This window comes from Bartonella sp. AD328YNZD (assembly GCF_042196425.1).
The window spans coordinates 1-23,715 of record NZ_JBHIQG010000012.1 but is presented as its reverse complement, the minus strand read 5'-3'; the positions used below and the strand labels follow the sequence as shown (position 1 = coordinate 23,715).

At 38.2% G+C, this 23,715-nt stretch carries 20 protein-coding genes and 2 pseudogenes; 9 read left to right on the top strand and 13 right to left on the bottom strand.

The window, feature by feature from the left end:
* The 3 genes and pseudogenes from ACFIO3_RS01495 to ACFIO3_RS01485 all read left to right on the top strand — a co-directional run.
* Positions 1-219, top strand: a pseudogene (locus ACFIO3_RS01495) (D-alanyl-D-alanine carboxypeptidase); the annotation flags it as partial.
* 637 nt (positions 220-856) lie between these two features.
* Positions 857-982, top strand: coding sequence for a DUF4102 domain-containing protein (locus ACFIO3_RS01490; protein ID WP_375607875.1), 126 nt, complete (start codon positions 857-859; stop codon positions 980-982).
* A gap of 8 nt (positions 983-990) precedes the next feature.
* Positions 991-2,052, top strand: a complete 1,062-nt coding sequence (locus tag ACFIO3_RS01485) for a CobW family GTP-binding protein (protein WP_375704045.1) — start codon at positions 991-993, stop codon at positions 2,050-2,052.
* 878 nt (positions 2,053-2,930) lie between these two features.
* Here the strand turns inward: ACFIO3_RS01485 and ACFIO3_RS01480 are convergent.
* From ACFIO3_RS01480 to ACFIO3_RS01470, 3 genes are all read right to left on the bottom strand, one after another.
* Complete coding sequence (locus tag ACFIO3_RS01480) at positions 2,931-3,680, bottom strand: L,D-transpeptidase family protein (protein ID WP_375607877.1); 750 nt, start codon at positions 3,678-3,680, stop codon at positions 2,931-2,933.
* A gap of 40 nt (positions 3,681-3,720) precedes the next feature.
* Positions 3,721-4,677 carry an acetyl-CoA carboxylase carboxyltransferase subunit alpha gene (locus tag ACFIO3_RS01475; protein WP_375607878.1) on the bottom strand — a complete coding sequence of 319 codons (957 nt, stop codon included), beginning with the start codon at positions 4,675-4,677 and terminating at the stop codon, positions 3,721-3,723.
* A gap of 77 nt (positions 4,678-4,754) precedes the next feature.
* Positions 4,755-5,693: a site-specific tyrosine recombinase XerD gene (locus ACFIO3_RS01470; RefSeq protein WP_375704044.1), complete on the bottom strand. Its 939-nt coding sequence runs from the start codon at positions 5,691-5,693 to the stop codon at positions 4,755-4,757.
* Between the two features lie 255 nt (positions 5,694-5,948).
* Between ACFIO3_RS01470 and ACFIO3_RS01465 the strand changes: the two are divergent.
* The 4 genes and pseudogenes from ACFIO3_RS01465 to ACFIO3_RS01450 all read left to right on the top strand — a co-directional run bounded on the left by ACFIO3_RS01465 (position 5,949) and on the right by ACFIO3_RS01450 (position 8,886).
* Positions 5,949-6,582: pseudogene (locus tag ACFIO3_RS01465) on the top strand (shikimate kinase).
* Positions 6,557-7,690: a 3-dehydroquinate synthase gene (gene aroB / locus ACFIO3_RS01460; RefSeq protein WP_375607880.1), complete on the top strand. Its 1,134-nt coding sequence runs from the start codon at positions 6,557-6,559 to the stop codon at positions 7,688-7,690. Before ACFIO3_RS01465 ends, aroB begins: the two are co-directional and overlap by 26 nt.
* Before the next feature lie 402 nt (positions 7,691-8,092).
* The gene (locus tag ACFIO3_RS01455) at positions 8,093-8,476 is read left to right on the top strand and encodes an MliC family protein (RefSeq protein WP_375607881.1); all 384 of its coding nucleotides are present in this window, start codon (positions 8,093-8,095) and stop codon (positions 8,474-8,476) included.
* A 17-nt stretch (positions 8,477-8,493) separates the two neighbouring features.
* Positions 8,494-8,886, top strand: coding sequence for an MliC family protein (locus ACFIO3_RS01450; protein ID WP_375607882.1), 393 nt, complete (start codon positions 8,494-8,496; stop codon positions 8,884-8,886).
* A 15-nt stretch (positions 8,887-8,901) separates the two neighbouring features.
* On the opposite strand, the gene mnhG is transcribed toward ACFIO3_RS01450, so the two are convergent.
* The 7 genes from mnhG to ACFIO3_RS01415 form a co-directional block, all read right to left on the bottom strand.
* Positions 8,902-9,309, bottom strand: coding sequence for a monovalent cation/H(+) antiporter subunit G (gene mnhG, locus ACFIO3_RS01445; RefSeq protein WP_375607883.1), 408 nt, complete (start codon positions 9,307-9,309; stop codon positions 8,902-8,904).
* Positions 9,306-9,587 carry a K+/H+ antiporter subunit F gene (locus ACFIO3_RS01440; RefSeq protein ID WP_375607884.1) on the bottom strand — a complete coding sequence of 94 codons (282 nt, stop codon included), beginning with the start codon at positions 9,585-9,587 and terminating at the stop codon, positions 9,306-9,308. Before ACFIO3_RS01440 ends, mnhG begins: the two co-directional genes overlap by 4 nt.
* Positions 9,587-10,069: a Na+/H+ antiporter subunit E gene (locus ACFIO3_RS01435; RefSeq protein WP_375607885.1), complete on the bottom strand. Its 483-nt coding sequence runs from the start codon at positions 10,067-10,069 to the stop codon at positions 9,587-9,589. The genes ACFIO3_RS01440 and ACFIO3_RS01435 overlap by 1 nt, the downstream gene beginning before the upstream one ends.
* A complete protein-coding gene (locus ACFIO3_RS01430; protein WP_375607886.1) occupies positions 10,066-11,688 on the bottom strand; it encodes a monovalent cation/H+ antiporter subunit D in 1,623 nt (540 codons plus the stop codon). Before ACFIO3_RS01430 ends, ACFIO3_RS01435 begins: the two co-directional genes overlap by 4 nt.
* On the bottom strand, positions 11,688-12,029 hold the full coding sequence (locus ACFIO3_RS01425) for a Na+/H+ antiporter subunit C (RefSeq protein ID WP_375607887.1): 342 nt from the start codon (positions 12,027-12,029) through the stop codon (positions 11,688-11,690). The genes ACFIO3_RS01430 and ACFIO3_RS01425 overlap by 1 nt, the downstream gene beginning before the upstream one ends.
* Positions 12,029-14,950, bottom strand: coding sequence for a monovalent cation/H+ antiporter subunit A (locus tag ACFIO3_RS01420; protein ID WP_375607888.1), 2,922 nt, complete (start codon positions 14,948-14,950; stop codon positions 12,029-12,031). The genes ACFIO3_RS01425 and ACFIO3_RS01420 overlap by 1 nt, the downstream gene beginning before the upstream one ends.
* A 228-nt stretch (positions 14,951-15,178) precedes the next feature.
* On the bottom strand, positions 15,179-15,676 hold the full coding sequence (locus ACFIO3_RS01415) for a BA14K family protein (RefSeq protein ID WP_375607889.1): 498 nt from the start codon (positions 15,674-15,676) through the stop codon (positions 15,179-15,181).
* Between the two features lie 167 nt (positions 15,677-15,843).
* On the opposite strand from ACFIO3_RS01415, the gene ACFIO3_RS01410 reads away from it, so the two are divergent.
* Positions 15,844-16,941 carry a carboxynorspermidine decarboxylase gene (locus tag ACFIO3_RS01410; protein WP_375607983.1) on the top strand — a complete coding sequence of 366 codons (1,098 nt, stop codon included), beginning with the start codon at positions 15,844-15,846 and terminating at the stop codon, positions 16,939-16,941.
* Between the two features lie 53 nt (positions 16,942-16,994).
* Positions 16,995-18,233, top strand: a complete 1,239-nt coding sequence (locus tag ACFIO3_RS01405) for a saccharopine dehydrogenase NADP-binding domain-containing protein (RefSeq protein ID WP_375607890.1) — start codon at positions 16,995-16,997, stop codon at positions 18,231-18,233.
* A 1,125-nt stretch (positions 18,234-19,358) separates the two neighbouring features.
* Here ACFIO3_RS01405 and lpdA read toward each other — a convergent pair.
* The 3 genes from lpdA to ACFIO3_RS01390 form a co-directional block, all read right to left on the bottom strand.
* Entirely contained in the window at positions 19,359-20,765 is a 1,407-nt protein-coding gene (gene lpdA, locus ACFIO3_RS01400; protein WP_375607891.1) for a dihydrolipoyl dehydrogenase, read from the bottom strand.
* A 31-nt stretch (positions 20,766-20,796) separates the two neighbouring features.
* Positions 20,797-22,011 (bottom strand): 2-oxoglutarate dehydrogenase complex dihydrolipoyllysine-residue succinyltransferase, encoded by a 1,215-nt coding sequence (gene odhB, locus ACFIO3_RS01395; protein WP_375607892.1) that lies wholly within the window; start codon positions 22,009-22,011, stop codon positions 20,797-20,799.
* A gap of 33 nt (positions 22,012-22,044) precedes the next feature.
* Positions 22,045-23,715: 2-oxoglutarate dehydrogenase E1 component (locus ACFIO3_RS01390; protein WP_375704043.1), on the bottom strand; the 1,671-nt coding region annotated here is incomplete at its 5' end.

The following is a 23,715-nucleotide window of genomic DNA, read 5'->3' as shown; positions in this document are numbered from 1 at the left end:
TGCACACCTGAAGCCATAAAAATGCATGCAAATTCATATGATGATCAAGGAAATATTATTCTCACCTCACCTTTTATTGCTGCTTCACCTTCTTTTTCTCATCCTTTAGTAGTACACCTCATTCGTACGCCACAGACACCCAAAATGACAGTAAAACCACTAAGAAAACCCCATAATCTGTCTAAAAGAAGTGAAAACTATTCTATAAAAAAGCCGTAAGCCATAATCTATAATTAATTATAATTCATTGATTTATAATAATAATTTTGCACCTTATGTCAGAAGAACAAATATCGTAAGGTTTCCTCATTTCAAATCTGTATCTGTCGAATCAATTAAAATCAGTTTCTTGCACACCACCAGTTGGATGAGCATAGAGATAAAATAATTAAAGCAGGAAATTAAAATTCCTCTTATAAGTCTTTTCAAGTACCAAAAGTTATCACAACATTGGCCACTGAGGAAGTGTAGTTAGTGCCTACGTGCACCTTTATAAGCATAAGAATAGTAGTATAATGGATTTATGGGGTGTTTACCATTATATCCCTCACAAGTACCATTATAAATGGGATTAAACATATTCAGATAGGTTTCTTTAAAACAACAAGATATTGATTTATAATGATAATTTAGCGTTATTCATATTGAATTGAGAGTCCCGAATAACGTAAAATTCTCTCATTTCAAATTTGTTTATCTTGAATCAATCAAAATCACTTACTTGCACGTCACAAGCGAGACTAGCCATATGGGTAAAAAACTATTAAGAAAGGATTAAAGTGGCTCTTATGAACCATCTTAAGTTCTAAGGGCTGTCGCGCAACATTGGAAGCCGGCAAATAGTGTTAATGCCGGCTTGCTTATCCACAAACGTAAAGCTGGTGGTGCTCAATGGCTTTATCGTTATACCATTCATCGTCGGCGCCATGAAATGAGATTGGGTGCTTTAAGAGATGTTTCTTTAAAACAAAACCACGGTTGATGATTAATATGAAAATAAAGCGCATTCCTCTCACGCTTATTACTGGTTTTTTAGGCTCTGGCAAAACAACTTTGCTCAACCGTATGCTAAAAAACCCTCTTCTAACAGAATGTGCTGTTATCATCAATGAATTCGGTGAAATCAGTATTGACCACCTTATGGTTGAAAAGGCGACAGAAGGAATTATTGAGCTTGCCAATGGTTGCTTATGCTGCCATTTACGCAGTGATCTCATCGACACATTAACCGATTTAATCAATCGCATCCAAACAGGACAAATCAAACAACTCAATCACATTATCATTGAAACAACAGGGGTGGCTGATCCCGCTCCTATTTTACAAATACTTTTAAGCCACCCACTGTTTATTCAAACATTGTCCATAAATGCTGTTTTTGCAACATTTGATACATTAAGCACGCTTTCCATATGTGAGCACTATCCTGAAATATATAAACAATTAATCTTTGCTGATAAAATTATTCTCACCAAAACAGATCTCTCAGCCCCACAAATGCTTTCAAATACACTCCTTAACACACTTAAAGCCATTAATCCTACAGCACAAATAATTGATGCCCATTCTGAAGATTTCTGCTCAAATCTATTAATAAATAACACATTATGGAATGAAAAAGGAGAAAATACAAAACTTAAACAAAATCTTACGACTACCCCACATGATCATACCCCCCATAAAACCATTCGTACCTTTTCACTAAACTGTGAGGATCCTGTTGATTACGCCACAATTGAAGCTTTTTTAGATCTCCTACAAGAGCGCTATGGTACAAAATTATTACGTATTAAAGCAATTATCGCATTGCGTGATGACCCTTATCGCCCACTTGTATTACATGGCGTACAAACATTTTTTCATCCTCCCATAAGATTGCCAGCATGGCCAAAAGGAATAAAACAAACACGTTTTGTCATCATTGCCGATGGTGTTGAAAAAGAAGCGATAGAAAAACTTCTCAATGCTTTTTTTAATAAACCAGCAATAGATACTGCAGATAAAACGGCGCTTTTGGAAAACCCTCTGGTCATTCCAGGCGTAAAATTTTAATTCGCCTCCCTTCAATGATATAATGGTAAATTCTTTAGGACCACCATCTTTACGCTTTTGAAGGAGAAATCCAGCACCATCACATTATTTACCAACCTCCAATGTTGCACCACCCTTTACACTTGAGATTCATAAGAGGCGTTTTTTTCTTTAATGTTTTTAGCCACGCGGGCTTTTCCCATTTGTAATGTGCAAGCAAATAATTTTGATTGATTCATCATAAATAGATTTTCATATAAAAGAATCAGGTTGTGATTCAAACTGGAAAAATAATAAATTATCATTATAAATTAAATTGTTATCATAATTTTTTTTAATATTTACCAATTTGTAATCAGGGTATTTTTCTCGTCATGGGCTTCATCTACGAACCAGTTCAAATGATTCATTTCACAATCCCATTGAACAAATTCTTGGTTCTAAATATTCTACTCAACTTTATTTCTCCAGCAGATTGAAACAAAACCCTCTTAAATTGAAGCAAAAAAACTAAAATCAGACAGAACAATATCGTATTTTAAGATGTGTGACTGTATTTTATATAACAGCCTTACTTACATAACAGCCTTACAAGGAAAAATTTTATAGCATGAAAGAATAAAATCCTTTGAAAAAAAGTACATTTTTTGTTAGCTTACTCTCCACTAAAAATAAATATTGCTCCCTGTATCGGTCTGCAAACAATATAACTCCTCTAAACAAGTTCCTCTTGGCGTCCCACCCCATTTAATTTACTGACATAAAGCTCTATGAACAAGTTCAACGCTTTAAAACATTGACCCCTCACTTAAAAAAACACCTTATGCATAAAGTTATATATCCTATATCATCACCATAAGCGACAGTGTTTTACAGTACGCAGCAGGATAAAATAACACTCACTGCATCAGAGAAACTGAAGTTTTATCAATATCGCGATTAAAAACATAACGTTTTTCATAAACTTCAACGATTGGAGGTTTACGATTTTCTTCAAAAAAATCATAACCTTTCTTAAGCATAACCCAAAATTGATAATGAGGATCATTGCTATGACGTGACATATTATTCTCAGTCATGCGGAAAGGAAAAGCTTGTAACTGAAATGCTCTTTGCCCTCCTTTAAAAGCATCCCGTGCAAACGCATAAATTTGAGCCATATTTCTATCACTCATAGAATAACAACCAGCGGAAAAGCAAGAACCATGTACCATAAGATTGCTTCCTGTACGGCCATTTTCCTGATCATAAAGGTTCGGATATCCTATATTAAAAGAAAGATAATATTTTGAATAAGGATTCATTTGGTTTGCGCTAATCGTATAAAAGCCCTCTGGTGTCTGAAGATCCCCTTCCTTATATTTAGGACCAAGCTTACCAGACCATTTGCAAATGCCATAGCGCGCCACCAACACAAAAGATCCTGAACGAGATTGCTTCCAAATTTCAGCAACATTTTCTTCCTTAAAAAACCGCATCATAATCGGTGCATATGGGTCTATATTGTACAGAGCCATTCTATTTCGGATTTCCTGCGGAAGAGGTTGCTCAACTTTAGCCCGAATAGAAGCTGGTAATCTTCCTTCACATGCCGTCAATATTCCCATTACAAACACAACACACAGAGCGAGGAATCTGTTAAATATCATCGAATAAAACTCCAATCCAACACCCCTCACCAAAAATGACTTATACTAGTGAGCGACCAATTTGAAGGTATTTTTCCCTTCGCTCTTGTTTAAGCACTTGACCATCCTTTCCAGCCATCTCTTTTAAAGCCCCTGAAATAACATCACCCGTTGCATCAATGGCAATTTCTTTTCCACGATGTGCTCCTCCTAAAGGCTCCGAAATAATACCATCAATAATCTTTAAGCGATACAAATCTTGAGCAGTAATACGCATATTCATTGCAGCATCTTTTGCACGGGCTGGATCACGCCATAAAATAGAAGCTGCTCCTTCTGGAGAAATAACAGAGTAAATCGCATGTTCCAGCATATAAACTTTATTGGCAGCCGCAATTGCTATAGCTCCCCCAGAACCGCCTTCTCCAATAACAACGGATACAACAGGAACCTTTAGGCGCAAAGTTGCTGCTGTTGATTGAGCAATTGCTTCCGCTTGCCCACGTTCTTCAGCGCTTACTCCAGGATAAGCACCCGCTGTATCAATAAAAGTGAGGAGTGGCAAACTAAAGCGGTCAGCCATTTCCATAATACGTACCGCTTTACGATATCCTTCTGGACGTGCAGAACCAAAATTATAGCGCAAACGTGTTTGCGTATCGTGACCTTTCTCTTGACCAATGTAAGCAACGGCCTCCCCCTTAAAGCGAGCAAAACCGGCTTGAATAGCTTCATCTTCAGCAAATTTGCGATCTCCTGCCAAAGGTGTAACATCACTCAATAAGCGTTTAGAATAGTCCATAAAATGCGGACGATCAGGATGACGAGCGACTTGTGTTTTTTGCCACGGTGTCAATTTTTTATAAATATCATTCAATGCCGTTTGGGAACGCTTTTCAAGACGCGCAATCTCGTCGCTCATATCAAGACTGTCTTTTTCCTGAGAAATTTTTTTTAATTCAAGAATTTTCCCATCGAGATCAGCAACTGGTTTTTCAAAATCAAGATAATTATACATTGTACCAACTCACTCAGTGTCACTTATACACTTATAATTCGCTTTATAAAGTCTTTTTCAAAAACAACACCTTTTCTTTAACGAGCCTTTTGCTCATCGGCAAGTGGATGATGCTCATTGACTAAACGATAAAGTCCCTCTTCCAACACATGGGTATAAATCTGAGTAGTAGCAATATCAGAGTGACCTAACAAATGTTGAACGGCACGCAAATCAGCACCATTTTGTAAAAGATGGCTAGCAAAAGCGTGGCGTAACACATGGGGAGAAAAGTGATTACTTTTTATTCCAGCTCTTTTAGCAAGATTTTTCAATTCCCGTGCAACAACTTGACGAGCAATATACCCTGTTTCTGAATGGGCCGGAAAAAGATAAAGGCTTGTTGCATCTTTTCCTTGATCACGCAAATTCAACCACTGCAACAGAACTTGATATGCTTTTTTTGATAACAACACCATTCGTTCTTTTTTTCCCTTACCGCAAACCAAAATACTGTATTCTTTCCCCCGAACAGCCTGCACTGGCAAACTCACCAACTCACTAATGCGTAATCCTGTTGCATAAAGCATTTCACTCAACAACTGAAGACGCAATGCCCGCAAATAATCCTTGGACCCATAAACTGCTTGATTAACCTCCAACTGCGCCAAATCAAGAAATTTTGTCACCACATCTTCACTGATAATTTTGGGCAAAGGGCGTCCTTGGCGAGGTGCATCAATATCATGGGAAGGATCATCTGCTCTTAATCCTTCTGCATAAAGAAACTGATAAAATTGACGCAACGTCGATAAACGACGCGCTTGTGAAGATGCAGCAAAACCAAACGTATGCATAAGCGACAAAAGACCAATCAAATCTTCTTTTTGTGCTGCAAAAAGCGAAACAGAATGGGAAGACAATTCATCTTGCGCCCACTGTAAATCATGTTGATAAGCCGCAAGCGTATGAACAGAAGCACCTCGTTCAGCACTCATCATTTCAAGAAAACGTTCTATCACAATGTTATTTTTCATTGATTCATTCTCAAGGAAAGACTCAATGAATCCAAAGGGACATCAACAGACATATCCACAGTTACAGGCTCAACAAAAACCACAAGAGTGATCATTATACTAAAAAGAATAATAAGCAAAATAAAAAGAATCATCAAAAATCTGGTCAATGTTGGCATAAAATAATAAACTTTTTCCAAAATATTCTATCTCTTATTCTATCTTATAAAGATTAACAGGAATTGACTTTCAAGCAGATAAATGCCGAAATAAGCTATGAAAAATAATCGACCCCAACATCCCTCCATGTCACAAGTAAAGAAACAACTCTTATCATCTCTCGATAACCAAGCTCTTGTGTTTGTTGGTCTTATGGGGGCAGGAAAATCAGTCATCGGAAAACGTGTTGCTAACATGCTTGGTTTACCCTTTTATGATTCTGATCAAGAAGTCGAAAAAGCAGCACAAATGCCTATCACAGAAATTTTTAAAATCTACGGTGAAGCGGAATTTCGTACTCTTGAACAGCGTGTTATTCTCAATCTCATAAAAAAAAGCCCTCTTGTTTTAGCGACAGGTGGTGGCGCCTACATGAATCAAGATACACGAAAAGCCATCCATCAAAATGGAATATCCATCTGGCTGAAAGTAGATCTTGATATCCTTATGCAACGTGTTTCCAAGCGTCCAACACGACCACTTCTTCAAACAGCAAACCCTAAAGAAACGATGCAACAACTCATGGAACAGCGCTATCCTCTCTATGAAAAAGCAAATTTAACAATTAACAGTCATAAAGAAAGCCCCTACAGAGTAGCAAAAAATGTCATACGATCTATACAGCACTACCTCCATACAAAAAAATAACGATAGAAAGAACAAGCATGCAAGCCAAAACCGTCACCATTAAATTAGACAAGCACTGTTATGATATCATCATTGGTCCGGGTCTCATTACACAAGCTTCTTTACAGATTAAACATGCTCTTCAGCAAAAAGATTTTCATCAAACGCGTTTAGCAGTTGTTACAGATACAAATGTTGCATCCTTCCATTTGGATACATTACAAACAGAATTTAAAAAAAATAAAATCCATACTGTCCCTATTATTGTAGAAGCGGGAGAACAATCAAAATCATTTTCAACCCTGCAAGTTGTCATCGATCAAATTCTTGCTGCGCGTTTAGAAAGAGGGAACTGTGTTATTGCTTTTGGTGGTGGTGTCATTGGCGATCTAGCAGGATTTGCGGCAAGTATGATCCGCCGTGGTATGAACTTCATCCAAATGCCCACAACTCTTCTTGCGCAAATTGATTCCTCTGTTGGTGGAAAAACGGGTATCAACAGCCGATATGGAAAAAATCTTATTGGTGCTTTTTATCAACCGCAATGCGTTATTGCTGACACATGTATCCTTGATACCCTACCACTACGTGAATTTCGTGCTGGTTACGCAGAAATAGTCAAGTATGGACTCATTAACCAACCTGATTTCTTTGAATGGCTTGAAAAAAATGGAGAAGAAATTTTTTCTAATGGCTCTATACGAACAGAGGCAATTGTTCGCTCATGCCAATTTAAAGCTGCCATTGTAGCACGTGATGAATATGAGAAAGGAGAGCGCGCACTCTTAAACCTCGGCCATACATTTGGACACATGCTTGAAACAGCAACCGCTTATGACTCAAAGCGTTTAATTCACGGTGAAGCTGTAGCAATTGGAATGGTTCTCGCGCATCAATTCTCTGCTCAACTGAATCTAATAGACTCCACGCTCATACACCGCATCGAAGCACACCTTAAAGCCATAGGATTGCCTACACAATTAAAAGATATTCCAGGATGTCTACCAAATGCTGAAACTCTAATGAATCTCATCGCCCAAGACAAAAAAGTTTCACAAAATAATTTGACTTTCATTTTGACACGCGGACTTGGCCAATCATTTATTGCAAAAAATGTTCCACCAGATGCAGTTTTGTCCTTTTTGGAACAAAAATTAACAGAAATTCGTTAATTCATATTGAATATAATTGATTCGTTTTTATACTTCTATTAAAGGAATAAAGATGATGATGTCTGCGTAGCTCAGTAGGATAGAGCACAGGATTCCTAAAGAAATTGGGCACTTTGAGGAGAAATCTTCAAAGTGGATCTGCTCAAATTCGGGGAAAGCTTCATGGGCGACTATATGCCAATCCCGAGCCAAGCCTCTCTTCATTATAAGAGGAAGGTGTAGAGACTGAACGGGCAGCACCTAAAAGGCGTAAGCTTCAAGGTGAAGAGACAGTCCAGACCACAAACAGCCGATAAGGCTGGCGGTGAAAATCGAAGTGGTATGAATCCTGGGGTCGCAGGTTCGAATCCTGCCGTAGACACCATCGTATAGGATAAATTACTTTTCATATAGGGAAGCATTATGAAAAAAACTCTACATATTTTAGGATTTTTTTCCTCTTTATTATTTTTCAATGTCAGCTGTGCCTTGGCTGTTTCTTTAATCATTGAGGTATCAGATAATCCAGAAAAACAAACTATGACCTATCAATGTAATATAGGAGGAAATAAAGAACGCGTTGAAGCAACCTATTACAACGCTGACAATATTTCATTAGTTGATTTCAAATGGAAAGGCGATCACATTATTGCTGCTAATGTTATTGCTGCTTCTGGAGCAAAGTATGTGGGGGAGCAATATATTTGGTGGGAAAAAAATAAAGAAGTAACACTTTATGATCTTATTCAAGATCCAGAAGAAAAAAATCCCATCCTCTGTAAGGATGAATCACTGTTATTATTTTAAATAACTGAGGAAATATCATGAAAAAAATTACTTTTATTGTAGGATTTTTTGCTGCTTTAAGTATGCCACTATTCGGTTCACTCAATGCCTTTGCTAGCTCTTTAGTTATTGAGGTACCGGATAATCCAGAACCAACAACAGAAGTTGCTACCTATCAATGCGATACAGGCACAAGTAAAGAGCGTGTTGAAGCAACCTATCTCAATGCTGGTAACATTTCACTTGTTGATTTCAAATGGAACGGAAAGCGTATCATCGCTTCCCGTAGCATAAGTGCTTCTGGAGCAAAATATATGGGAGGACCATATATATGGTGGACAAAAGGAAACGAAGCCATACTCTCTGATCTCATTAATGATCCAGAAAATAAAAACCCTATTCAGTGTGTAGAAGAACAAAAAACAGAATAAAAAAGCTTATTCATCTTAAAAATCGCTCTGGCTCGTATCACATGATATTTCTTCTGAAGCAGATGTTTGTTCTTCCATCTGACGTGATAAAAGAGCCAGCGGTTTTTTTAATTTATTTTTTGAATAGTGGCGATAAGCCGACGCTTGTGATACGAGCATAGAAGCGACAGGCATTGTTATAAATAAAAAAATCATCAACAAAAATTCATGAAAAACAAAATGATGATCTATAAAAATTGAATAAAGAAACGACGCAATAAGAATACTGCCAGCACCCCAACTTGTACTCAAAGAAAGCATATGTAAACGCTTATAAAACGTGGGAAGGCGCACCAATCCTATTGTTCCAATCAATGTGAGACCAGATCCTAATATCAAAAAAAATGTAACAGCAATAGAAACAACAAGCGATACATCCTTCATTCAATAATTTCTCCTCGCATGAGAAATTTTGCCAACGCAATACTTGATACAGGACCCAACAAGCCAATAATAAGTGCTGCAACAAAATAAATAGTTGTTCCTGAACGGATATCGAATGTAAGAAATAAAAGAATAGTGATTATATAAAGAGCATCCAACCCCACAATCCGATCTTGCGCCCGTGGCCCACGAATCAACCGAAATAGTGCAAGAATCATTGCCAAACTTAAAAAAAACTGCGAAAGATAAAGCCCCCAATAAAGGATCACCATACTCATTAAAAAATCTCCAAAAGTAATTGCTCATAGCGTTTTTTGATCAATTTTTGATAATCATATCCATTTTTAAAATTTAAAACATGAAGTAAAAGTTCACTATTTTTTCTATTATAGGCAATCCAAACAGTACCTGGAGTTGCTGAAAGAATACATGCCAAAACAGCTAAAGCTGTACGACTTTCGAGCGAAATGGACACCACAATAAAACCAGACTGATGTTTTCGAGATCTTTTGGTTAAAACGAAGCAAGCCACTGCAATATTTGAAACGATAGAATCGATAAACACACGAAAAGACAACTGAAAAACTGCCCGCCAACTTTTAATGGTTGTCTTTTCCGACTCAAGAAGCCGCATCATCCAGCCCCCAAACAACGCGATGATAACGCCTAAAAGCAATTGGCCGAAACTAAAGCCATTTAAGATCAGCCACATAAAAACAATTGCTACGCTAGAAAAAGGGAAAAAGTAACAATACTTCATTGATTCATCCCCCTATTTTCTAGAGAAAAATCATCCAAAACACTTCCAATATAGTTTTTAGGTTCATACAAAGTTCTGGCCGTTTCCAACATATAACGACTAACAGGACCAGCAACAATTGTAATAAGAAAACACAAAGCAAGGAGAACGGCAACAGAAGCAAATTCAATCACCTGAACCCTTGGAATTCTGCCCTCAAGAGAAATCCAAAAAGTTCGAATCCCCGTTCGTGTCATCGCAATTAAAGCAGCAAAACTAGATATGGTAACAAAAATCATAAAAAGCCAATCATGATAAACGGGCAGAGAGGTAGAAATATTTTCTTTACTATAGTTTAAGAGTGCCACGAACATCATAAATTTAGCAACAAAACCAGAAAAAGGTGGTAGACCAATAATCAAAAGTGCACAAAGCCCAAAACAAGCCCCAAGAATTGCCAAAGTTACCGGCAAATAGGTCCCCACTTCATCTTCTTCATCCTCTTCATCGTCACCATAAACTTCCATTGTAACCGTCAAAACATTGGCTGCCACATCTTGACAACGTTCAACCAACTCCACAACAAGAAAAAAAGCACCAAGTGCCAATGTTGAGGAAACAATATAAAAAAGTGCACCTGCAATCAATGCTGTGTTGCCAATCCCAATCGCTGTCAACAAAGTCCCAGAAGAAACCAAAACACTATAAGCTGCCAAACGTACTAAGACTTGGCTTGCCAACACCCCAATAAAACCAAAAGCCATAGTGGCAAGACCACCGTAAAATAAAACCGTTTGACCAAAATGACTAAAATGTCCACTTTCAGGACCAAACCATAACAATGTTAAACGTAAAATAATATAAATACCAACTTTGCTTAAAAGTGCAAAAGAAGCTCCAACGGGTGCTACTGCTGCACTATACGTTGGCATCAACCAAAAATTCAATGGCCACACTCCTGCTTTAAGCAAGAAAGCAACTCCCAAAAGCGCAGCTCCTATTTCGAATAAAGTCATATCGCTAGAGGCTATATATTTTATTTTTACAGCCAAATCAGCCATATTGAGCGTACCCACGATTCCATAAATGAGCGCCGCGCCAACCAGAAAAAACAACGAAGCAACCAGATTAACCACGACATAATGCAACCCAGCACGCACACGTAACGGACCAGATCCATGCAACACAAGCCCATAAGAGGCTGTTAACATTACTTCGAAAAATACAAATAAATTAAATACATCACCTGTCAAAAAAGCGCCGTTTATTCCAACCATGAAAAATTGCATCAATGACTGAAAATGAGGACCCGCTTTATACCAATGTGCTCGTGCAAAAACCAATGCTGCAGTAGTCAACAGACTAGAAAGTAAAAGCATCATAGCACTTAAGCGATCAAGCACCAAAACAATACCGAAAGGGGAAGGCCAATTACCAAGCCGATAAACATCCAAGGCTGGTGCAACTTCAAGAGCACGCCCCACCAATAAAACAGCAACAACAATTAACAATACAGCGGAAAAAATACTTATAAGTGATTTCAGTTTTGAACGGCGTTCATCATAGAAAAGAAGAAGAGCTCCTGTAATTAACGGCAAAAGAATAGGCAAAATAAGAAGATAATGCACACAAGCTCCCATCACTGTACCTCACGTCCATCAACGTGATCTGAACCTGTTAAACCGCGTGAAACCAACAAGATAACCAAAAATAACGCTGTCGTTGCAAAACTGATCACAATCGCAGTTAAAACCAAAGCCTGAGGAAGAGGATCAACATAATTAGCTGTATTAATCACTGTAGTAGGATCAACAATTGGCGCCGCATTACTGCGCGGTCTACTCATTGCAAATATGAAAAGATTAACACCATGAGATATCAAAGACAAACCAAGAATGATTTGAAAAGTTCTAGGACGTAAAATGAGCCAAATCCCAGATCCAACAAGAACACCGATAGCCAAAGAAAGAATAATTTCCATCAATTTTCCTTCTCTTTCAAAGCGGGTTTTTTACCGATTCGGTAACTACGAATTGACTGATGTGCAAGTGCAATTAAAATGAGAACCGTTGCTCCTAACACAAGAGAAAACACACCAAAATCAAACAAAAAAGCAGATGCTATAGGAATCTTTCCAATTAACGGCACATGAATATATTGAAAAAATGATGTTAAAAAAGGATACCCAAAAAACAAAGCCCCTATTCCCGTTAGAGCCGATAGCAATAAACCGAAACCCATCCAGCGTAAAGGCAAGACTCTCAAATGGTTTTCTACCCAACGAATATCTTGTGCAAGGTATTGCAAAATAAAGCCTATCGCTAAAGTGACTCCACCAACAAATCCCCCTCCTGGAAGATCATGTCCTCGCACGAATAAATAAACAGCAAAAGCGATAATAACCGGAAAAAGCCACCCCATAATAACAGAAGGAATAACGAGATAATTCAACACTGTATCCCCCACATTCCGATCCGGCTGTGCCTTATCAAAAGCTTCCTGAACACGTTGTTGAAACGGTGCATCAATACTTTCAGGAGCAGGGCGGAATCGACGCAAAAGGGCAAAGACAGTCAGTGAAACAGCCCCCAAAACCACAATTTCTCCCATAGTATCAAAACCACGGAAATCAACCAATAACACATTCACAACATTACGACCACCAGCACCAGAATAAGCATTCTTCAGAAAAAAATGAGAAACTGTTGTTCCTTGAGGACGTGTCATCACCGCAAAAGAGAGCCATGCAACACCAGCACCTCCCATAATTGCTATGATGAAATCACGAGCACGACGTACACGCACCCAAAAATGAACAGACGTTGGAGCAGGATTATGCACACGCTTAGGCAACCAACGCAAACCAAGCAATAATAAAACAGCTGTCACGATTTCAACAACCAATTGCGTTATTGCCAAATCGGGCGCAGAAAGCCATAAAAAGGTTGCACAAGTCATTAGTCCTGCTCCCCCCAACAGCATGAGTGAAGCAAGACGGTGAAACTTTGCTTGCCAAGCCACTAAAAGAGCGCACAATCCACCGACTAACCAAAGAGCGAGAAAAGGAATATCAAGTGGAAAAAGTGGTAATCCTCCTGCTGCGATTAAACCATCACACCAAAGCAAAAGACCAACAAAAATAAAACACACACCAAAGATCCAATGCAACTGTATTTGCAAACGGCGTGTTGACAAAACAGATTCCACCGCACGTGCCCATTTCCAAGAAATAATCACAAGAATACGTTCAAAAATACGCGGTCCATTCAAATGACGAAAAAAAGGAGCCCCATCATCACAGGATAAAAAATAACGATGCCCGACAACATAAAGCAATCCGCCCCCTAATAAAGCCACTAAGCTCATCATTAATGGCGTATTAATCCCATGCCAAACAGCTAAGCTATAAGAGATCTTCATTGGTCCTAAAACAGACACAACAGCATTATCTAAAATAGGCCCGATTGTTAAATTAGGAAAAATACCAACTGCCAAACAAATAAACACCAAAAGTTCCATTGGTAAACGCATAAAATGCGGAGGTTCATGCGGAGTTTTGGGTAATTTATCCGGTTTTGGTCCCCAAAAAACACCATGAATAAAGCGTATAGAATAAGTCACACTAAACAAGCTAGCCAGCGTTGCTACATAAGGAGCAATCCAATCAAGCCATGATTCCATATGCGTTTCAACGGCCTCAGCAAAAAACATCTCTTTCGATAAAAAACCATTTAATAAAGGAACACCAGCCATCGCAGCACTTGCCACTAAAGCAAGAGTTGCTGTAACCGGCATAAAGCGATAAAGGCCTGTCAACTTACGCATATCACGTGTTCCGGTTTCATGATCAATAATGCCAGCAGCCATAAATAAAGAAGCTTTAAAAGTAGCATGATTAGCCATATGAAAAATCGCTGCAACACATGCAAGGGGACTCCCAAGGCTTAAAAGCGTGGTAATCAATCCAAGATGACTAATAGTCGAATAAGCAAGCAGTCCTTTCAAATCTTGCTGAAACATAGAACAATAGGCACCTAGAAGAAGTGTCGAAAGTCCTGAAAAGCCAACCAGCAAAAACCAAAGCTCTGTCCCAGAAAGCACAGGCCATAAACGAACCAGCAAAAACAACCCTGCTTTCACCATCGTGGCTGAATGCAAATAAGCCGATACAGGTGTTGGAGCAGCCATCGCGTTGGGTAGCCAAAAATGAAAGGGAAACTGCGCGCTTTTTGTTAATCCTCCCAATAGAATACAAATAAGGACAGGACTATAAAGAGCACTTGACCGGATCACATCTCCAGACTGCAGAACCTTATCCAAATCAAAACTGCCAACAATGTACCCAATCAATAAAACCCCAATAAAAAGGGCAAAACCACCAAAACCTGTAATCATTAAAGCCATACGCGCCCCTTCACGCGCACTAGCATTATGATACCAATAACCAATCAACAAAAAAGAAAAAATACTGGTAAGTTCCCAAAAAACAACCAAAAAAACGAGATTACCTGATAAAACAATCCCTGTCATCGAACCCATAAAGGCCAGAAAAAAGGAAAAAAATCGTGGTACAGAATCCGCCGGATCCATATAATAACGCGCATAAACAACGACAAGCAGCCCAATTCCTGTAATGAGCAAGCAAAAAAGCCACGATAGACCATCTATCCGAAGGACTAAATTCCCTCCCCATTCTGGAAGCCAAGAAATATCCAAACGTATAATATGATTTCCACAAACCGCAGGATAAAGCATGATTGTAAAAAAAAGACTAAAAAGAGCAATGCCTCCAGCAAACCATGCTTCGTTATTTTTCGCTGTCGAATGAAAAAAGCCAATAACAGCGCTTCCACCAAAGGGAAGCAAAACGAGCAATATCAACATTGCTTCCCGTGTTATCATTCTTTCAGCTCCATACTGCCCTTAAATATTTTGTCATTGACAAAACAAAATTTATATTTCCCCCCATTCCACACTTAATGATAATAAGATTTAATAAAACTTAAAAGCATTTAAATTTTTCAACAACAATGCTTGCGTAAAAATACTGCGCACCATACAAGTTTTCTCCTTATTGTAAGAACAATAACGCCCACGACAAGAAGCAATTAAAATTTTATTTAATAATTTCTATCCTTTAAAAAAGTGCGATAAACACTGTTTACGAGGTCCATGAAAAGGCTGGAAACTATTATCATTTTTATTATAAGAGCGATAACGCACACGGCAAGATTCAATATGTTGTTTAAGCATCCATGGCTCTTTTTTTTCTAATTTTTCTGAAGAAGAAGCTAAAAACTCTCTTTTAGTATCTGATACAACTTTTAATGATGCGCCTTTTGTGCTTAAGTGCGGAGATGTAACAAATGCCGCTTCAGGATACCACCAATTATCTTTATACTTAACATAACCACGTCTATAATCATGATACCCCTTAAAACCATTAAGTTCTCTACGCCCAGTAAAAATCAAAGATACCGAATCCTCTTGGACAGAGGCATTAGAAATCAGTTTGGCTTTAGCATCACTCCTATTTTGCACCAAATGAGTAAGAGTGGTTGTTATAATGAAAAAACTGCTAACAAATACAAAAGCTAAAGCATAATATAATTTTTTTTTCATACTCATAACAAAAAACTCAACATAATAAACAACAGTAATTACAGAAAGCCTTTCTCTTGCTAGACAGAAACAGATTCTTTTCTTAAGACTCTTTTTTCTTGAGACATTCTGTTACTCTTTGTACTAAACGTTGATCTTGGCAATAAGATCCTTCAAAAAAGAATGAATAAATGATGATAAAAACCCCCTATTATCTTATAGACAAATCGAAACTCATCAAAAATATGCAAACGATTTCTCGCTTACGGGAAATATCCGGAGCAAAAGTTTTGCTTGCTTTGAAATGTTTTGCCACATGGAGTGTTTTTGATTTAATGTCTGAGTTTATGGATGGAACTACATCATCATCCCTTTATGAACTTCATTTAGGAAAAGAAAAGTTTGGCAAAGAAACGCATGCCTATTCAGTTGCTTGGGCCGATCATGAAATTGATGAAGCCTGTGGTTATGCAGATAAAATTATCTTTAACTCAATCCAACAACTTCAACGCTTTTCTAATGCAACAAAAACCATTCAACGAGGTCTAAGATTAAATCCAGGAATTAGTGCATCGAATTTTGATCTTGCCAATCCATCCCGCCCTTTTAGTCGCTTAGGAGAAACAAATCAAAGTGCTATTAAAGAAGTCCTGCCTCTCATCAACGGCTTGATGATCCATAATAATTGTGAAAATGCTGATTTTAATCTTTTTAATCAAATACTTGGGTATATGGAAGAAAAGTTTTCAGAGCTTTTTTCTGCCGTTGACTGGATAAGCCTTGGCGGCGGAATCCATTTTACCGCTGAAAATTATCCTCTAGAAGCTTTCGCAGAACGCTTAAAACACTTTTCCAAAACTCATGATGTTACGCTTTTTCTAGAACCAGGAGAAGCCGCGATTACCAAAAGCACCACCCTAGAAGTCAGCGTTCTTGACACATTATATAATCAAAAGAATCTTGCCATCGTCGACAGCTCAATTGAAGCACATATGCTTGACCTTCTCATTTATCGTGAAAATGCCAAATTAGAACCCAATCAAGGAGAACATGAAATTATGATCTGCGGAAAATCCTGCCTTGCCGGTGATGTTTTTGGAACTTTTCAGTTTCCAAAACCTCTTAAAATAGGGGATAGGCTGTCTTTTCAAGATGCAGCAGGGTATACAATGGTCAAGAAAAACTGGTTTAATGGTGTTACAATGCCTGCTATTGTTCTCAAAGAATGCGATGGCACATTAACACTGCAACGCCAGTTTAGCTATAACGACTATCAGGAAAGTCTTTCATAGAGATAACCATAAAAAACGTCATACAACAGTATTAAAAAGGAGATGAACCTACAATGAAGAAAAATGTTCTCATTATTGGTGCTGGAGGTGTTGCACAAGTTGTGGCGCACAAATGTGCTCAAAACAACGATATTCTTGGTGAAATTCACATTGCTTCACGAACGCTCAAAAAATGTGAAGCCATCATTGTTTCTATTAAAGAAAAAAACGCAATGAAAGAACAAGGTGTCTTCAAAAGCCATACACTCAATGCAATGAATGTAGAAGAAACTGTAAAGCTCATCCAAAAGACCAAATGCGAAATTGTCATTAATGTTGGTTCTGCCTTTCTCAATATGTCTATTCTTTCAGCTTGTATCGAAACCAAATGCGCTTATATCGATACTGCCATCCACGAAGATCCTCTTAAAATTTGTGAGACTCCTCCTTGGTATGGCAATTATGAATGGCCACGGCGTCAAGAATGTGAAAAAGCTGGTATCACCGCTATTTTGGGTGCGGGATTTGATCCCGGTGTCGTTAATGCTTACGCAGTATTAGCCCATAAATGTTATTTTGATAAAATCACAGACATCGATATTATCGATATTAATGCTGGGAATCATGGGCGTTGGTTTGCTACAAATTTTGATCCAGAAATTAACTTCCGTGAATTTACAGGACAAGTATGGTCATGGCAAAATAAAAAATGGACTTCCAATAAAATGTTTGAAGTCAGTCATGAATGGGATCTTCCAGTTGTCGGAAAACAAAAAGCCTATATGACAGGACATGATGAAATTCATTCACTTTCCAAAAATCTTGATGTTCAAAATGTCCGCTTCTGGATGGGATTTAGTGATCGTTATATCACTGTTTTTACCGTTTTGAAAAATCTTGGTCTCTTATCCGAACAGCCCATTAAAACAGCAGAAGGACAAGAAGTCGTTCCTTTAAAAGTTGTAAAAGCTGTCTTACCTGATCCTTCCTCTCTCGCCCCAGATTACACAGGAAAAACCTGTATTGGAGATCTTATTAAAGGTGAAAAAGATGGAAAACCAAAAGAAATTTTTATCTATAACATAGCCGATCATAAACAAGCTTTTCATGAAACTGGGGCACAAGGCATTTCCTATACGGCTGGCGTACCAGCAGCCGCAACAGCTCTTCTTATTGCCACAGGTGAATGGGATGTTAAAACTATGGTCAATGTGGAAGAGTTACCACCCCACCCTTTCCTTAAATATCTTGATCATATGGGGCTTCCCACTTTTATAAGAGAACAACAAGAGGATAAAAAATTACAATTTTAAATTTATCCCTATAGAGTGCATAAACTTAATTTTTCAAGTTATCACAAAACTGCCAAATGAAAACAAATTTAATATTCTTATGAAATTATGTTTTTTCAAAAAAATTTTAGCTATTCGTTATATTTTGGTAGCATTGGAATTTCTTAAAAACATTAAAGAAGATACAGATCATCTTTTTAAGACATAGCAAACCATGATAAAGAAAAATAGAATGGCAAAAAGAACTGATTTAATCACACTCTATGATCTGCCATTGTCATCAAAAAGATAGTGTTATCAACAAAAAGATATAAAAATACCGCTCTTAAAAAAAGAGCGGTATTTTGTAAAATATTTGACATCCATCTTCATCTTAAAGGATGAAAATTTTTAACCGGCGCCAATCATTAAACAATTCAATTCCTCTTAATTTCTCACTTCATATGATTCATCATAATATATAACATTTTGATTTATAATGATACAATTTTCGTTCTTAATTTGAATCATAACGCCGAATACTGTAAGATTTTCTCATCATAAACTCTCTCTTAATTGAATCAATTAAAATCTCTTGTCCGCACATCACAAACAAAGAAAACGTGTAAACAAAAAACGATAAAAGAAAATCTCCTCTTATGAAAACTCTCGAATAATAAAGAGCTTTAGCAATGTTGAGGAATGGAAAAACTTAGGATAGTGTCAGCGTACATTTTTACTAAACGTGAAGATGACGGTGCATAATGAGTTTTATATAGTTCACAAGGAATTTTATAGTTATACTATTCACAAACACCATCGCGAAATAGCCTCTCGGAGCTTTGAAGAGATATTTCCTTAAAACAAAGCGGGCAAATAGGCCTCTACGCTCCATACCTTAGATATTTTATAACACTATAAAAAATACCTCATACGTAAACTTTTACGTAGACCAAATATCACCGCTCTAAACGATAAGATTTTACAGTACACCACGATAATCAATCAAAACAGCACAATCGAGCTCTAAAACAACAACTATTGAGCATATAACATTAAATGGAATCCCTCATTATTGGTTTTATTCCTTCTAAAGTGCTATTGTATGCTTCACAAGCATTTGCTGCCCCCCCTTGCTCTTTTTAAAATGTACCTTTTAAAAGATTTTTAAATATGAAGCGGTTTCGCAAATGTTGCTAAAGCTGCTTCACGCACTGCTTCCGATAAGGTAGGATGTGCATGACAACAGCGCCCTAGATCTTCTGATGAACCACTAAATTCCATTAAAACTGCAATTTCATGGATCATTTCACCAGCACCAAATCCAAGAATATGCCCCCCTAGCACCCGATCTGTTTTTTTATCAGAAAGGATTTTAACAAACCCATCACTCTTTTGCATCGCACGTGCACGACCATTAGCCATAAAAGGAAATTTGCCAACATTATACTCAATACCAGCAGTTTTTAATTCTTCTTCTGTTTTTCCTACACTCGCAATTTCCGGCTGAGTATAAACTACACTAGGAATAACATCAAAATTAACATGTCCTTTTTGACCTGCCAAAATTTCTGCCACAGCAACGCCTTCTTCCTCTGCTTTATGGGCTAACATTGGCCCTTTTACGACATCACCAATCGCATAAACTCCTGGAATATTCGTCTGCCAATGGGCATCAATTTCAACAAAACCACGTTCATCCAACTGAATACCGGCTTCTCTCAAGCCAAGCCCCTCTGTATAAGGAGAACGTCCAGTAGCAATAAGCACAACATCAGCCTCTAAAGTTTCAGCCTCCCCCCCTTTGACGGTTTCAAAGCTCACCTGAGCCGTTGAGCCAGATTGTGTAATGGCTGTTACCTTTGCACCAGTTTTATATTCAATTCCTTGTTTTTCCATTAACTTCTGAAATTGACGAGAAACTTCACCATCCATTGAACCCAAAATTTTATTATGATATTCAATAATGGTCACTTTAGCACCTAAACGGCTCCAAACTGATCCAAGTTCTGAACCAATAACACCAGCACCCACGACAATCATACGCGCAGGTACCTTTTCAAGTGAAAGCGCTCCCGTAGAAGAGACGATAGTCTTTTCATCAATTTTAACATTCACCCCTGGAATGCCCGAACTCTCAGAACCTGTCGCAATAATAATATTTTTTGTTTCAATCGTTTGTTTATTACCATCCTTGGCAACAACTTCCACATGACTCGCACTTAAAATTTTAGCTGTTCCCAAAAAAGTATCAACTTTATTTTTTTTCATCAAAAAAGAAACACCACTTGTATTGGCTGTCACTACAGCTTTCTTATGAACCATCATTTGTTCAAGATTAAGCTTAGGTTTCCCAATAGAAATACCAAGCGTTTCAAAACCATGCTGGGTTTCAGCAAACACTTCTGAAGCATGCAACAATGCTTTAGAAGGAATACAACCAACATTGAGGCATGTTCCCCCTAATGTTGTACGCTTTTCAATAATCGCTACTTTAAGTCCCAATTGCGCCGCCTTTATTGCTGCTACATAACCACCTGGACCCGCTCCGATCACAGCCACATCATAAGACATCCGTTTCTCCTTTCATCCTGAAAACTGTATTTTACAAATCAAGAACAAGGCGTTCCGGATCTTCTAAGCTTTCCTTAACACGCACAAGGAAAGTCACAGCTTCTTGCCCATCCACAATACGGTGATCATAAGAAAGCGCTAAATACATCATGGGGCGGATCACAACTTGACCCTCAACAACCATTGCTCGCTCTTTAATCGCATGCATTCCCAAAATACCAGATTGTGGTGCATTCAAAATCGGTGTCGACATTAACGACCCATACACACCACCATTGGTAATGGTAAAAGTTCCGCCTTGCATATCAGAAACAGCTAATTTTCCATCACGCGCAAGACGTCCCAAACGGCCAATTTCTTTTTCAATCTCTGCCAATGACATTTGATCTGCATCACGCACCACTGGAACGACAAGCCCTTTATCCGTTCCAACAGCAATTCCAACATTGACATAATTTTTGTAAACAATATCTGTTCCATCAATTTCTGCATTAACAGCAGGAAGTTCTTTCAATGCATGACAAACAGCCTTAGTAAAAAAACCCATAAAACCAAGTTTAACACCATGTTTCTTTTCAAAAAGGTCCTTATAACGCTTGCGCAAATCCATCACCGCTGACATATCAACCTCATTAAATGTGGTTAACATTGCTGCTACATTTTGCGCATCTTTAAGACGGCGCGCAATTGTTTGACGCAATTTCGTCATACGAACCCGCTCTTCACGTATTTCTTGGACGGGAATTACCGAAGAACTCGTCGCAGAAGAAGAAAGTGTAGAGGCGTTTGCTCTTTGTTCTAATCCACCAAGAACATCTTCTTTAAGAATTTGTCCACGTTTTCCAGAACCTGAAATATCGCTTTTTGCAACATTATTTTCAGCCATCAATTTTGCTGCCGAAGGTGAAGGAGGCATAGTACTACTGCTCGAAGCAGGCTTCTCTGATTCAGATGAAGCAACTGGAACAGGTGCAGTAGAAGACGAAAATGATTGGGAGACACCAGCTTCGCCAGCTTCCACCGCTCCTAAAAGAGCATTCACTTCAACCGTATCGCCTTCTTTTGCGATGATTTCAGATAACTTCCCCGCAACAGGAGAAGGAACTTCAACTGTTACCTTATCAGTTTCTAATTCAACCAAAGGCTCATCCATAGCGACAGCTTCGCCAAGTTTTTTAAACCATTTGCCAACCGTTGCTTCAGTAACCGATTCGCCTAAAGTAGGAACACGGATTTCAGTAGTCATAATATTCTTTCCATACATCAGAGTAATAATAAGTTAAGAACCTAACGCGTCTTTAAGAAACGCAGCCAGTTGCTCAAGGTGTTTCACCATCAACCCAGAGGCCGGTGATGCACTCGCAGGACGTCCAGCATAACGAGCACGTGAATATTGCGCATTAATATGTGTCAAAACCCATTCCAAATAAGGCTCAATAAATGACCACGCCCCCATGTTTTTTGGCTCCTCTTGGCACCAAAAAACTTCTGCCTGCAAAAAGCGCGATAACACATTCACCAAAACTTTTGCAGGAAAAGGATAAAGTTGTTCAACACGAAGGAGATAAACATCATCGATACCCTTTTTTTCACGTTCTTCATAAAGGTCGTAATAAACCTTGCCCGTACAAAGAACGATACGACGAATTTTATTATCCTTTTGCAATTTAACGACAGAATCTTTGAGACATTCTGCATCATCAAGCAACACACGACGGAAACTCGTTTCTGATCCCATTTCATCGAGAAAAGAAATAGCCCGCTTATGACGTAAAAGTGATTTTGGTGTCATTAAAATCAAAGGCTTACGGAAATCACGCTTAATTTGCCGACGCAAAATATGAAAATAATTTGCAGGAGTTGTACAATTAGCAACCTGCATATTATCTTCCGCACAAAGTTGAAGAAACCGTTCTAAACGTGCAGAAGAATGCTCCGGCCCTTGCCCTTCAAAACCATGAGGCAATAAACACACAAGACCAGACATACGAAGCCACTTACGCTCTGCGGATGAAATAAATTGATCAAAAATGACCTGTGCACCATTAGAAAAATCACCAAATTGAGCTTCCCAAAGTGTTAATCCTCGCGGTTCAGCAAGAGAATACCCATATTCAAAACCAAGAACAGCTTCTTCAGAAAGCATAGAATTAACAACTTCATAAAGCGCTTGCCCCTTTTGTAAATGATTCAAAGGAATATAACGCGCTTCATTCTCTTGATCATAAAGAACTGAATGACGTTGTGAAAAAGTTCCACGTTCAACGTCCTCACCAGAAAGACGAACCGGCGCTCCTTCCAAACAAAGTGAACCAAAAGCTAAAGCTTCAGCAGTTGCCCAGTCAATTCCTTCACCGGTTTCAAACATTTTAGTACGGTTGTTTAAAAAACGCTGAATGGTTTTGTGAACATGAAAACCTTCTGGAATTTCGACAAGTTTTTGACCAATTTCCTTTAAAGTTTTTAACTCAACACCCGTTGTTTTGGAATTTTGCTCATCAGCATTACTAAAAGCTTTGATTCCCGTCCAACTTCCATCAAGCCAATCAGCCTTATTAGGCTTATAAGAAACACTTGCTTCAAACTCACCTTCAAGCTTATCGCGCCATAATTTTTTTTGTTGTTCAATTTCTTCTGAAGTAACTATTCCTTCTGCAATCAATTGGTCACCATAAAGCTGAAGGGTTGTTTTATGATTACGAATTGCCTTATACATAAGTGGCTGCGTAAAGGAAGGTTCATCACCTTCATTATGCCCATAACGGCGATAACAAAACATATCAATGACCACCGATTTATGGAAAATTTGACGAAATTCTGTTGCTACTTTAGCAACAAAAACAACTGCCTCAGGATCATCACCATTCACATGAAAAATTGGTGCGTCAATCATTTTTGCGACATCTGATGGATAAGGCGAAGAACGTGAAAAACGTGGGGATGTTGTAAA